The organism is Nocardia tengchongensis (assembly GCF_054781395.1).
In genome coordinates this window covers 636186-648634 of record NZ_BAAGUM010000004.1, presented here as the reverse complement: position 1 = coordinate 648634, position 12449 = coordinate 636186, and the positions used below count along the sequence as shown (strand labels likewise).

Below are 12449 nucleotides of genomic sequence, written 5' to 3'. Positions count from 1 at the left end.
GTGAGAGGTGCTGGGGCTCAGGCGTTCACACTGGTGAGGAAGTCGATGATGGTGCGGTTGACCGCCTCGGGCTGCTCCAGATAGCCGTAGTGGCCGCATTTCTCGAGTTCCACGAACCGGGCCCCGGGAATTGCCTCGGCGACCTCGCGGCCGAACACCGGCGGCAGCATCCGGTCGTCGGCGAACCCGACCACCAGGCTGGGCACGGTGATGCGGGCGTAGTCGGCGAGCCGGTTGCGGGAACGGTCCATGCGCATCTGGGCCAGTACGCCCGGGCCGGGCGTGACACTGGCCGAGTACTCGAAGATGTCGAGCCACTGTTGCGCGGACTCGTCCGATTCCATGGTGGCGGGGGACAGGTTCAGCATGGCCTTGATGGCCGCCGCGTACTCCGGCGGCAGCTTCACGCCCTGCTGCTGCAACGCCTGCTCGCCCTTGCTCAGGCTGCTCGCCAGCGGATGCGGCCGGCCGGTGGTGGCCAGCATGACGGCCCGGCTCACCAGATCCGGCCGGGCCAGCGCGAGTTCCTGCGTGACGCGCGCGCCCAGCGAGGTGCCGACCACGTGCGCGGGCCCGCCGAGCAGTTCGATCAGCGCCGCGGTGTCGGCGACCAGGTCCTCGATGCGCATGCCGTGCGCGCTCTCCTCCGAGGGCGCGATGCCGCGATTGTCGAAGGTCGCGACCCGGAAGCCCGCTTTCACCAGGGCCGGAACCTGATACGTGCGCCAGACCCGGCCGGGGCTGCCGGTGCCCATGACCAGGACGACCAGAGGTCCGGTGCCGGTGACGTCGTAGTTGAGGCGAATCCCGTTGAGGGTGGCGATGGGCACGTTCGGTCTTCCTGTGGGCGGTCCGGGGAACGACCGAACCTAGCATGGTTATCCTGTTTGCTAAACTCTGCAATCACCGGGTCGGCCGCGTGCCGGATGCCCACCCGCCCTCGGAAGGAGCGGCTCGCACATGCCAGGACAGCAACGGCCGCTCTATCAAATGAAGGCGGATTTCTTCAAGACGCTCGGCCATCCCGTACGGATCCGGGTGCTGGAACTGCTCAGTCAGCGCGAGTACGCGGTGTCGGAGATGCTCACCGAGATCGGTGTCGAGGCCGCGAACCTGTCGCAGCAGCTGTCGATTCTGCGTCGCGCCGGGCTGGTCGCGGCTCGCCGCGAAGGGCTCTCGGTCACTTACCAGCTCACCTCTCCGCAGGTCGCGGAACTGCTCGCGGTCGCGCGCGCGATTCTCACCGGCGTCGTCACTGGTCAGGCGGAAGCGCTCGAACACTCCGCGTAGCGGAACCGGATCGCCCTATTCCGGGGGTCCGTGCACCAACTGATTGCGTGTTTTCTAAAATATAAACCTAGTTGTTTCGTGAAGAGAGGTTCGCCGTGCCCGAACGTCCTACCGCCACCCTCGCAACCACCGCGGCGCCGACCGCGCACCCCGACATCGCGGCCTGGGTCGCCGAGGTCGCCGAGCTGACCGCGCCCGAGCGGATCGTCTACTGCGACGGGTCCCGCGACGAGTGGGATCGGCTCACCGGCGAACTGGTCGCCAAGGGCACGTTCGTCGCGCTGTCGGCCAAGCCCAACTCCTTCTGGTGCGCCTCCGATCCCGACGATGTGGCGCGCGTGGAGGACCGGACCTTCATCTGCTCCGAGCACGAGAGCGACGCCGGGCCCACCAACAACTGGGTGGACCCGGTCGACATGCGCACCGTGCTGACCGAGCACTTCCGCGGCGCGATGACCGGTCGCACCATGTATGTGATCGCCTTCTGCATGGGCCCACTCGACGCGGGCGAGCCGAAATACGGTGTGCAGATCACCGATTCGGCCTACGTCGCGGCCTCCATGCAGATCATGACCCGCTCCGGCGCCCAGGTCTGGGAACAGCTCACCGCCGGAACCGAATTCGTGCAGTGCCTGCACTCGGTGGGCGCGCCGCTGTCGCCGGGTCAGGCCGATGTGCCATGGCCGTGCGACAAGACCAAGTACATCGCGCACTTCCCCGAGACCCGCACCATCTGGAGCTACGGCTCCGGTTACGGCGGCAACGCGCTGCTGGGCAAGAAGTGCTTCGCGCTGCGCATCGCCTCGGTCATCGGTCGCGACGAGGGCTGGCTGGCCGAGCACATGCTCATCCTGAAACTCACCTCGCCGCAGGGGAAGACGCACTACATCGCCGCGGCGTTCCCGTCCTCGTGCGGCAAGACCAACCTCGCCATGCTCGAGCCCACCCTGCCCGGCTGGCAGGCCGAGACCGTGGGCGACGACATCGCCTGGATGCGCTTCGGCGCCGACGGGCGGCTCTACGCGGTGAACCCGGAAGCCGGATTCTTCGGCGTCGCACCGGGAACCGGCGCCAAGACCAACCCGAATGCCATCGCCACCATCGAGGCCGGCAACTCCATCTTCACCAACACCGCCCGCACCGACGGCGGCGACGCCTGGTGGGAGGGCCTCACCGAGCAGCCCCCGGCCCACCTGATCGACTGGCGCGGCAACGACTGGACCCCCGCCTCGGGAACGCCTGCCGCGCACCCGAACTCGCGCTACTGCACGCCCATCGAGCAGTGCCCGTCGGTGGCCCCGGAATGGAACGACCCGCGCGGGGTGCCGATCTCGGCCATCTTCTTCGGCGGCCGCCGCGCCACCACCGTCCCGCTGGTCGCCGAGTCCTTCGACTGGGCGCACGGCGTGTTCACCGCCTCGGTGCTGTCCTCGGAGACCACCGCGGCCGCCGCCGGCGCGGTCGGCGTGGTCCGCCGCGATCCCATGGCGATGCTGCCGTTCCTCGGCTACCACGTGGGCGACTACTTCGCGCACTGGCTGGCCATGGGCGCGCGCGAGGGCGCGCAACTACCGAAGATCTTCCAGGTCAACTGGTTCCGCCGCAGCGCCGACGGCAAGTTCCTGTGGCCCGGCTTCGGCGACAACGTGCGCGTGCTGAAGTGGGCCCTCGAACGCCTCGACGGCACCGCCGAGGCGCAGCGCACCCCTATCGGTTACGTCCCTGCCGCCGCCGACCTCGACCTCGAGGGCCTGGGTGCGGGCTACCGGGGCCTGATCGACGCGGCGCTGACCGTGGACGTGGAGGAATGGGTGCGCGAGCTGGAGTCCATTGACGAGTGGTACTCCACCATCGGCGGCAACCGGCTGCCCGACACCTTGCGTGCCGAGCTGGCCGCGCTGAAATTGCGTCTGGCCGAGGCACTCTGACCGTGGCCGGCCTGCTGCCGAACCGTGCGGACTGGCTCCCCGCCGTGCGCGCCCCGGGCGCGGACCTGCTGGCCGGACTGGTCGTCGCGCTGGTCGCGCTGCCGCTGGCGCTGGGCTTCGGCATCAGCTCCGGGCTCGGCGCGGCCGCCGGCCTCGCGACCGCGGTGGTGGCGGGCGCGATCGCCGCGGTGTTCGGCGGCTCCCGGTTCCAGGTCACCGGGCCCACGGGCGCGATGACCGTGGTGCTGGTTCCGATCTTCCATCGGCACGGAGCGAGCGGGGTGCTGGCCGTGGGGCTGCTGGCCGGGCTCGTGCTGGTGGTGCTCGCGATCGCCGGGGTCGGGCGCGCCGTGCGCTACATGCCCGCCCCGGTGATCGAGGGTTTCACCGCGGGGATTGCCGTGGTCATCGCGTTGCAGCAGTTCCCGTCCGCGCTGGGGGTGGCCCACGCGCACGGGGACAAGGTGTGGCAGTCGGCGTGGGATGCGGTGCGGCAGTTCGCCTCCGGGCCGAACTGGGTCTCGCTCGCGACGGCGCTGCTGGTGGCGGCGGTGGTCCTGATCGGTGGCCGCTACCTGCCGCGGCTGCCGTTCGCGCTGCTCACCGTGGTGCTGGCGACGGTGGCGGCCAAAGTCTTCCACCTGGACCTGACCCTGATCGGGACCATCCCGTCCGGACTGCAGGCGCCCACACTGGATTTCCTGCACGTGGACCAGATGGGCTCGCTGATCGCACCGGCGCTGGCGGTGGCCGCGCTGGCGGCGCTGGAATCGCTGCTGTCGGCGACCGCGGCCGATTCGATGGCCGTGGGCGGCCGCCACGATCCCGACCGCGAGCTGTTCGGCCAGGGGCTGGCCAATATCGCCGCGCCCCTGTTCGGCGGGGTGCCCGCTACCGGCGCCATCGCGCGCACCGCGGTCAATGTGCGCTCCGGTGCACGCACCCGGCTCGCAGCGCTCATCCACGCGGTCGTGCTGGCCGCCATCGTGTTCCTCGCCACCGGTTTGGTCGCCGCGATTCCCGTGGCCGCCCTGGCCGGGGTGCTGCTGGCCACCACCGTGCGCATGGTCGAGACCGCCTCGCTGGCCGCCATCGCCCGCGCCTCCCGCGGTGATGCCGCGATCATGACGATCACCTTCGGGGTCACCGTCGCCATGGACCTGGTCAGCGCGGTCGCGGTGGGCGTGGGAATCGCGGTGCTGCTGGCCCTGCGCTCGGTCGCCAAAGAGGCGCGGCTGCACCAGATTCCGCTCGACGACGCCGACCATCTGGACGAGGAACACCAGCTGCTGCACGACCACATCGTGGCCTACCGTCTCGACGGGCCGCTGTTCTTCGCCGCCGCGCACCGCTTCCTGCTGGAACTGGCCGAGGTATCGCAGGTACGGGTAGTCATCCTGCGTATGTCTCATCTCACCGCGCTCGACACCACTGGTGCGCTCACCCTGCGCGACGCCATCGGTAAACTCGAGCACCGCGGCATCACCGTGCTGATGTCGGGCCTGCGCGAGGACCACCTGCGCACGCTGGCGGCCGTCGGCGCGTTGCCCGGCAGCGGGCCTGGCCACCTGTTCGATCAGACCCCCGACGCCATCGCGGTCGCCCGCGAACTCGTATCCCGTCCCGCCGAAAGCAGTCACTGATGAGCGAGCCGACCACCCCGAATCCCTGGCAGCGCCTGCGCTATATCGCGGGCGGCACCCTGCCGGCGTCGATGAACCAGTGGATCCTCGACGATCTGACCGGGCCGGGCGCGGCGCGGCGGTACATGCTGCGCATCCTGATTCCGATCATTCCGCCGCTGTGCCTGTTCCTGCTGATCCCCGGTCCGCTGTGGATGGGCCTGGCCATGATGGCGCTGCTGTATCTGCCGCTCATCTACTTCACGGCGGCGCTCATGTATGTGTTCCGACGGGCACGCCTGGCCAAGCACGGTCTCGATCCGGCGCTGGCGGATCAGCGGGAACGCGACCGCGCCGCCGCCGCGCGTGAAGCCTACGAGCGGGCGCACGGCCGCGGCTGAGCCCGAAGCTCAGTGCAGGTAGCGCTGGGTGAATTCGGTGAGGATCGCCGCGCCGTTGCCCTTGATCTGGTCCCAGGAGAAGGGCAGCTGCTTGACCTCGTCGTAGGTGCGGGTGCCGGGCGCCACGGGGATGTCGGTGCGGGCGGGAATCATCTTGTGGGCCGCGGAGATCTGCTGGGCCTCGGGCGTGAACATGTAGTCCACCAGGGCTTTCGCGGCGGCCGGATTCTTGGTGGTGTTGAGGATGAACACCGGGCGCGGGGTGATGATGGTGCCCGAGGCGGGGGAGATGACCCGCAGCGGAACGCCTTTGGCGGCCGCGTCGTAGGCCGCGTAGTCGACGCCGCCGAGGATCACCGCGGACGTGCCCGCGGTGACCTCGTCCAGGGCGGGCCCGTTGCCGCCGCGGACCGCCATGCCGTTGGCGAACAGCGAGTCGAACACGGCCCACGCGTCGTCCTTGCCCCAGGCGCTGACCATGGCGGCCAGCAGGTCACGGGCGGTGCCGGATTCGCGCGGGTCCGGCATGATCACCTTGCCGCGGAACTCCGGTGCGGCCAGGTCGGCCCAGTCATTGGGCAGGCGCGGGCAGACCCTGGTGTTGACCACCATGGTCAGCGCCGAGCCGTCCCGGCCGAGGAAGCCGTGATTCTTGGCGATCCAGCCGGCGTGCACGCGATCGATGCCGCGCGGGGAGTAGGGCAGGGTCCGGCCGTCCAGGTCGAATTGCGCGGCGGGCGTCCAGGAGGCCAGGTACACCACGTCGGCGACGGGGCGCGGACCCTCCTTGTCGAGTTTGGCGGTGATCTTGCCGGTCTCGGCGCTGAAGACGGTGACCTTCACCCCGGACGCCTTGGTGAACGCGGCGACCAGTTCGTCGGTGAGGTCCGCGGGATTGGCCGAGTACAGCGTCAGTTCGCCGTGCAGCCCGGGCGGCGGGGTCCACGAACTGGTCACCGCCGGAACGGTATTCGGGGTGGCGTGCCGGCCGCAGGCGGTGGCGGCGAGGGGCGCCGAGACGACGGCCGCGATGAAGACGCGGCGGGGTAGTGACATTCCGCGGGATCCTTTCCGAAGGACCCCGTCTCGACCGGGTTCCACACCTATCTCGCGCGCAGAATAGGCAGTGTCGGCGAACCGGGAGGGTCTTTTCGGTGAACAGCTGGCGATTTCACGCGGTTTCGACTAGGTCGGAGCCGTCTTGTCTCACGCGCCCTGCAAAGTGAGCTGTGTCACAGTTTGGTAGCGGTTCGCATCAATGGTCGCAAACGCTTTTCGTTTCCTTTGCCTTGTCTTTACGCTTACCCGCGATCTGCCAAGCGTCGTGGTTCTCCAGCCTCGCCCGCCGCTGCCTCTCGATGCCAGTACATGTTGACCGATGAACCGGGCGGCCGAGCCGTGCCGGCGAAGGAGAGATATGTCCACCGACACCGATCAGCCTCCACGGACGTCGCTTCCCGGCCCTGCGCGCCGGGATCCCTGGGCCACCCTGGTGCGCCACGATCTACCGGCGTCACTCGTCGTCTTCCTGGTCTCCCTGCCGCTGTCCATCGGCATCGCCGTGGCCGTCGGCGCCCCGGTCGCCGCGGGGCTCATCGCCGCGGTGGTGGGCGGGGTGGTCGCCGGGCTACTCGGCGGCTCCACCCTCCAGGTGAGCGGGCCGACCGCCTCGCTCACCGTCGTCGTCGCCGAATCCATCAGCCAATTCGGCTGGGCGGCCACCTGTTTCATCACCGTTCTGGCGGGCGGGCTGCAAATTCTGTTCGGGCTCAGCCGGATCGCGCGCGGCGTGCTGGCCATCGCACCGGTCGTGGTGCACGCCATGCTCGCCGGGATCGGCATCGTCATCGCGCTGCAGCAGGTCCACGTGATGCTGGGCGGCAACTCGCTGAGCTCGTCCTGGGGCAGCATCACCGCGCTGCCGCACCAGCTGGCCTCGGTGCACCCGGGAGATCTGTGCATCGGGCTGGTCGTGATCGCCATCCTGGCCGGCTGGCGACGACTGCCCGAGCCCGCGCGCCAGGTGCCCGCACCGCTGGTGGCCGTGGTGGTGGCCACCCTGCTGGCGCGCGTGCTGCCGGTGCGGGTCGAACGCATCACCCTCAACGGCTCACTGCTGAACGAACTTCGGCTGCCGCAGGTACCGCACGGGAGTTGGGCGACGGTGGCGCTGATGGCGCTGACCATCGCGCTCATCGCCAGCGTGGAGACTCTACTATCGGCCGTGGCGGTCGACCGGATGCGCCAGAACGCCGCGCGCCGAACGGATTTGGATCGCGAGTTACTAGGCCAGGGTGCGGCCAACATGGTCTCCGGTCTGGTCGGAGGCCTGCCGGTGGCGGCGGTGATAGTGCGCAGCATCACCAATGTCAAAGCCGGGGCCCGCACCAAGGCCTCCACCATGCTGCACGGCCTGTGGATCCTGTTGTTCTCGGTGGCGCTGGTCGACGTGGTGCGCTCGATTCCCAAGGCGGCGCTGGCCGGACTGCTCATCGTGGTCGGCATCCAGCTGATCAAGCTCGCCCACATCCGGCGCGCCCAGCGCACCGGCGACCTGGTGGTGTACGCGGCCACCGTGCTGGTGGTGGTGTTCTGGAATCTGTTGCTGGGCATGCTGGTCGGGCTCGCCCTGGTGTTCGCGCTGCTGCTGTGGCGGGTGGTGCGGGTGTCGGTGGTGGCCGAGGAGTCCGGTGCGGGGCCGTCGAACCGCGCACGCTGGCGGGTGACCGTGGACGGCAGCTTCACCTTTCTGGCCCTGCCCAAGCTGACCGGTGAGCTCGCCAAGGTGCCCGCCGACGCGGACGTCGTGGTCGAGATGACCGTCGACTTCATGGACCACGCCGCCTACGACGCGCTGCGGGAATGGGCTGACCACCACCGCGAGGAGGGTGGCGCCGTCGAATTCGTGGAAGTCGGCGCGGTCCGCATGGCCGACGCCGCCGCCGGCCCCTCGGCGCGCGGCCACTCCCGGCACCTGCTCGACGACGTGCTCGGGCCCTGGCGGCGCACGGCCACCGATGTCGACCCCATCGTCGCGGGCGTGGCCGCCTACCACCGCAGTCACGCGCACGTGGTGCGGCCACACCTGGGTGTACTGCGTGACGGGCAGGAACCGGATTCGCTTTTCGTCACGTGCGCTGACTCACGCGTCGTGCCGAACGTGATCACCAACAGTGGACCGGGTGATCTCTTTACCGTCCGCAATGTGGGCAACCTGATTCCGCGCGACGCCCAGGACTCGTCGATGGAGGCCGCGCTCATCTACGCGCTCGACAAGCTGGATGTGCGCTCGGTGGTGGTGTGCGGGCACTCCGGGTGTGGCGCGATGGGCGCGCTGCACAGCGAACTGGTCACCGGCTCCCAGCTCGACGACTGGCTCGCCCACGCCCGGCCCAGCCTGGACCGGTTCCGGCTCGGGCATCCGGTCGGAATCGCCGCTGCCGCAGCCGGATTCGGGCCGGTCGATCAGCTCGGCATGGTGAATGTGGCGGTGCAGCTGGAGACGCTGTACGCGCATCCGGTGGTGCGGCGCGGTGTGCAGGAGCGTGGCGTGGTGCTCTCCGGACTGTTCTTCGACATCGCCACCGCGCGGGTCGTGGAGGTCACCGTCGACGGGATCGCCGAGATCGACGGAGTCGGGCGGGTGGCGCAGTTGGCGTGACATTTCGGGCATTCGGGGCGTGGATCCGGCAGGATTCACGCCCCTTTAACGTTGCGGGCCAATTTTTCTCAGACTTTGCTAAGGCTTTACCTTTAGCCTTGATTCTGCTCGTCCGGTGAGTGCGCGGCCAATGCCGTCCGCAGCTTTTATTCGATGCCCCTGCACATGCTCGCTGAGGAGCGATATGTCTCGCGACACCGATTCACCGCCAGGTAGAACCGTCGGCCGGCTCGACAGCCTGCTGCGCCACGATCTACCTGCATCCCTCGTTGTCTTTCTCGTCGCATTGCCGCTCTCGCTCGGCATTGCGGTCGCCTCCGGCGCGCCCATCGCGGCCGGACTCATCGCCGCCGTCGTCGGCGGCATCGTGGTCGGCCTCCTCGGAGGCTCCCCACTCCAGGTCAGTGGTCCCGCGGCCGGACTGACCGTCGTCGTCGCCGAAACCATCAACCAATTCGGTTGGAAGACGGCATGTTTCATCACCGTGCTGGCCGGTCTGCTCCAGATTCTGTTCGGACTCAGCCGCATCGCCCGCGCCGCGCTGGCCATCGCACCGGTCGTGGTGCACGCCATGCTCGCCGGCATCGGCATCACCATCGCGCTGCAACAACTGCACGTGCTGCTGGGCGGGTCATCGCACAGTTCGGCCTGGCAGAACCTGATTCAGCTACCCGGTGAGCTGTCCAGCATCCACGGTGCCGACTTCCTGGTCGGCGTCGTCGTGATGGCCATCATGTTCGGCTGGAAGTACGTGCCCGGGAAGCTGAAGGTGCTGCCCGGCCCGCTGGTCGCCGTGGTCGTCGGCACCGGGCTGTCGCTGGTGCTGCCCGGCGCTCCGGAGCGAATCGTGTTGAGCGGCTCGCTGTTCGACGCCATCGGGCTGCCCGGGCTGCCGTCCGGCGACTGGGGCGCGGTGGTGCTCGCCGCCCTGACCATCGCCCTGATCGCCAGCGTGGAAAGCCTGCTCTCGGCGGTCGCTGTCGACAAGATGCACACCGGTCCGCGCACCAACTTCGATCGGGAACTGATCGGGCAGGGTGCGGCCAACATGATCTCCGGCGGCCTGGGCGGCCTGCCCGTCACCGGCGTGATCGTGCGCAGCGCCACCAATGTGCAGGCCGGCGCCCGCTCGCGCGCCTCGGCCCTGCTGCACGGCATCTGGATCCTGGTGTTCTCGGTCGCGCTGGTCGGGGTGGTGCAGCAGATTCCGAAATCGGCGCTGGCCGGTCTGCTCATCGTGGTCGGCATCCAGCTGGTCAAGCTCGCGCACATCAAAATGGCCCGGCGCACCGGAGACCTGCTGGTCTACCTGGTGACCGTGCTCGGCGTGGTGTTCCTGAACCTGCTCGAAGGCGTCATCATCGGCCTGGCCCTGGCCTTCGGCCTGCTGTTGTGGCGGGTCGTGCGGGTGTCGGTGACCGCCGGCGAGGTGGCCGGGACCGATCGCTGGCTGGTCAGCATCGACGGCACCTGCACCTTCCTGGCCTTGCCGAAACTGTCCTCGGAGCTGGCCAAGGTGCCCGCGCGCGCCGACGTCCTGATCGAGCTGAGCGTCGACTTCCTCGACCACGCCGCCTACGAGGCCATCCACGACTGGGCGAACCAGCACGAGAACACCGGCGGCACAGTCGAATACGTGGAACTGGGCACCGCACGCATGGCGCACGCCCTGACCGGCCCGCCGGTCCGCGGCCGCGCCCGCACCCTGCTCGACGACGTGCTGCGCCCCTGGCGGGAGGACGAGGGCAACCAGATCACGCAGGGCGTGGCCGCCTTCCACCGCCGCAACGCCCACGTGGTGCGCCCGCACCTCGACGAGCTGCGCGACGTCCAGAACCCGCACTCGCTATTCCTGACCTGCGCGGATTCGCGGATCGTACCCAACGTCATCACCAATACCGGGCCCGGTGACCTGTTCACCATCCGCAATGTCGGCAACTTCGTGGTCCCCGGCGGTCGCGACACCTCCATCGAGGCGGCCCTGGCCTTCGCTATCGACGAACTGCGCGTCGACAATGTCGTGGTCTGCGGCCACTCCGCCTGCGGGGCGATGAAAGCCCTGGTCGCGGGCGGACCCACCGGTCCCGGCCTGGGCAACTGGCTGGTCCACGGCCGAGCCAGTCTGGACCGCTTCCACCCAGACGACCCGGTCGCCGCGGCGGCCGCGGCAGCCGGATACGGCGTCCACGACCAGCTGTCCATCGTGAACGTGGCCGTTCAGGTGGACACCCTGCGCTCCCATCCTGTGGTCCGGCGCGCGATGCTCGAACACGGCCTGCGAGTCTCGGGCCTGTTCTTCGACATCGGCACCGCCCGGGTGCTGGAGGTGACCTCGGCGGGCATCCGGGAAATCGACGCCCCCGAGCTATCGGCCTTGGCGCACACCCACTGATCGACCCATACGACGCGTGACGGGGCGGGCATCCCTGCCGGGAATGCCCGCCCAGTCACGGTTTTCGATGCGGGCAGGCCGACCGGACCGGCCGGCCCGGAGGCGCGACGGGGCGAAACCCCGGGAGCGCATGTGCCCGCCGGGCGCGTCGGCGGGGGCGGGGGAGGGTGCGCGGCATACGCTGAGCCCGCCTCGCGGAATCCGCGAGTTGATCGGGTGCGCCGGAGGCCACGGGGGAGCCGTCCACTTCGGCGCGGAAACGTGACATCGTGGGTAGTAATCACCGTGAACCGGCCGGATCGGAGTCGAATGGAAATGGTTGCGCAGCCCCCCGTTTCACAGGTTCTCGTGCCGGGCACCGAGCTGCTACGCCCGCAGTGGCTGGCCGAACGGATCGCCGACATGGGCATCTCCTGGGGGACTGCCGACTCGCGGGTGTCGGGCACCCTGTGGTGGTGCATGGCGGCGTCCTCCCTGGTGGACCCGCTCGTCGCCGCCATCGCGGCCGACGAGCCCGCGTTCGACCCGGCCCTGGAACACATCACCCTCGAGATGCGGCCCGACGGCGGCGTGGAACGGGTCCTGCCCGAACCGCACCACTACCGGATCGCGGCGCACCATTTGGACGTCACAGCGGCGATGGCCTCCGACGATGCCGACACCGATACCCGAAGTTGTTGCGAGACAGCCCCGGTCGGGCACGCGTTGCGGCACACACTGTCCCGGGTGATTCCGGTGGTTGCCGAGGTATCCGGGGCGGGAGTCGCCTCGCTATGGGCGATCGTGGCCGACGCCATCGGCAACCGGGCCCTCGATATCGGAGCCGAGGAGGCGGGCGCTCTACTGGCCCGTGACGTCGCCGGCCGGCTGCCGGTGCCCCGCTTCCAGGATGTCGGCGGCCGCACCTTCGTCCGCCGCATCTCCTGCTGCCTGGTGTTCGAGGTCCCCGGCTGCACCATGTGCACCAGCTGCCCCAAACGCCCCGCGGCCGAGCGTGAAGTGCTGCTCGCCGAGGTCGCCGCGCGCGGCTGAGTACGGGGCGCGCAGGTGTGCTGAACTCCCTGTTGCGCAGCCGAACCGCCACCTCGCCCGTGCGGGCGCTGCGAATTCGGTTGCCGTGGCGGGGCGGTCGCTCGGAGAATCGTACGGACGACC

Annotated in this window: 9 protein-coding genes; 7 read left to right on the top strand and 2 right to left on the bottom strand. The window is 69.4% G+C overall.

What is annotated here, in order from left to right:
- Positions 1-17: 17 nt before the first annotated feature.
- On the bottom strand, positions 18-830 hold the full coding sequence (locus tag ACYVKL_RS08235; RefSeq protein ID WP_379169647.1) for an alpha/beta fold hydrolase: 813 nt from the start codon (positions 828-830) through the stop codon (positions 18-20).
- Positions 831-960: 130 nt separating this feature from the next.
- Between ACYVKL_RS08235 and ACYVKL_RS08230 the strand changes: the two genes are divergently transcribed.
- From ACYVKL_RS08230 to ACYVKL_RS08215, 4 genes are all read left to right on the top strand, one after another.
- Positions 961-1290: an ArsR/SmtB family transcription factor gene (locus ACYVKL_RS08230; protein ID WP_379169646.1), complete on the top strand. Its 330-nt coding sequence runs from the start codon at positions 961-963 to the stop codon at positions 1288-1290.
- Positions 1291-1385: 95 nt separating this feature from the next.
- Positions 1386-3218 (top strand): phosphoenolpyruvate carboxykinase (GTP), encoded by a 1833-nt coding sequence (locus tag ACYVKL_RS08225; RefSeq protein WP_379169644.1) that lies wholly within the window; start codon positions 1386-1388, stop codon positions 3216-3218.
- Between the two features lie 2 nt (positions 3219-3220).
- Positions 3221-4861 (top strand): SulP family inorganic anion transporter, encoded by a 1641-nt coding sequence (locus ACYVKL_RS08220; RefSeq protein WP_379169642.1) that lies wholly within the window; start codon positions 3221-3223, stop codon positions 4859-4861.
- Complete coding sequence (locus ACYVKL_RS08215) at positions 4861-5241, top strand: DUF5313 family protein (RefSeq protein WP_213556378.1); 381 nt, start codon at positions 4861-4863, stop codon at positions 5239-5241. The genes ACYVKL_RS08220 and ACYVKL_RS08215 overlap by 1 nt, the downstream gene beginning before the upstream one ends.
- 9 nt (positions 5242-5250) lie before the next feature.
- Here ACYVKL_RS08215 and ACYVKL_RS08210 read toward each other — a convergent pair whose 3' ends face one another.
- Positions 5251-6297 carry an extracellular solute-binding protein gene (locus ACYVKL_RS08210; RefSeq protein WP_379169640.1) on the bottom strand — a complete coding sequence of 349 codons (1047 nt, stop codon included), beginning with the start codon at positions 6295-6297 and terminating at the stop codon, positions 5251-5253.
- Between the two features lie 361 nt (positions 6298-6658).
- Between ACYVKL_RS08210 and ACYVKL_RS08205 the strand changes: the two genes are divergently transcribed.
- The 3 genes from ACYVKL_RS08205 to ACYVKL_RS08195 all read left to right on the top strand — a co-directional run bounded on the left by ACYVKL_RS08205 (position 6659) and on the right by ACYVKL_RS08195 (position 12326).
- The gene (locus ACYVKL_RS08205; RefSeq protein WP_379169638.1) at positions 6659-8902 is read left to right on the top strand and encodes a SulP family inorganic anion transporter; all 2244 of its coding nucleotides are present in this window, start codon (positions 6659-6661) and stop codon (positions 8900-8902) included.
- A gap of 184 nt (positions 8903-9086) precedes the next feature.
- On the top strand, positions 9087-11294 hold the full coding sequence (locus tag ACYVKL_RS08200; protein ID WP_379169636.1) for a SulP family inorganic anion transporter: 2208 nt from the start codon (positions 9087-9089) through the stop codon (positions 11292-11294).
- 348 nt (positions 11295-11642) lie between these two features.
- Positions 11643-12326 carry a (2Fe-2S)-binding protein gene (locus ACYVKL_RS08195; RefSeq protein ID WP_379169634.1) on the top strand — a complete coding sequence of 228 codons (684 nt, stop codon included), beginning with the start codon at positions 11643-11645 and terminating at the stop codon, positions 12324-12326.
- Positions 12327-12449 lie beyond the last annotated feature (123 nt).

Coding starts and splice junctions, on each gene's coding strand:
- ACYVKL_RS08230 (WP_379169646.1), top strand. CDS start 961: ATGCCAGGACAGCAACGGCCGCTCTATCAAATGAAGGCGGATTTCTTC.
- ACYVKL_RS08215 (WP_213556378.1), top strand. CDS start 4,861: ATGAGCGAGCCGACCACCCCGAATCCCTGGCAGCGCCTGCGCTATATC.
- ACYVKL_RS08210 (WP_379169640.1), bottom strand. CDS start 6,297: ATGTCACTACCCCGCCGCGTCTTCATCGCGGCCGTCGTCTCGGCGCCC.
- ACYVKL_RS08205 (WP_379169638.1), top strand. CDS start 6,659: ATGTCCACCGACACCGATCAGCCTCCACGGACGTCGCTTCCCGGCCCT.
- ACYVKL_RS08200 (WP_379169636.1), top strand. CDS start 9,087: ATGTCTCGCGACACCGATTCACCGCCAGGTAGAACCGTCGGCCGGCTC.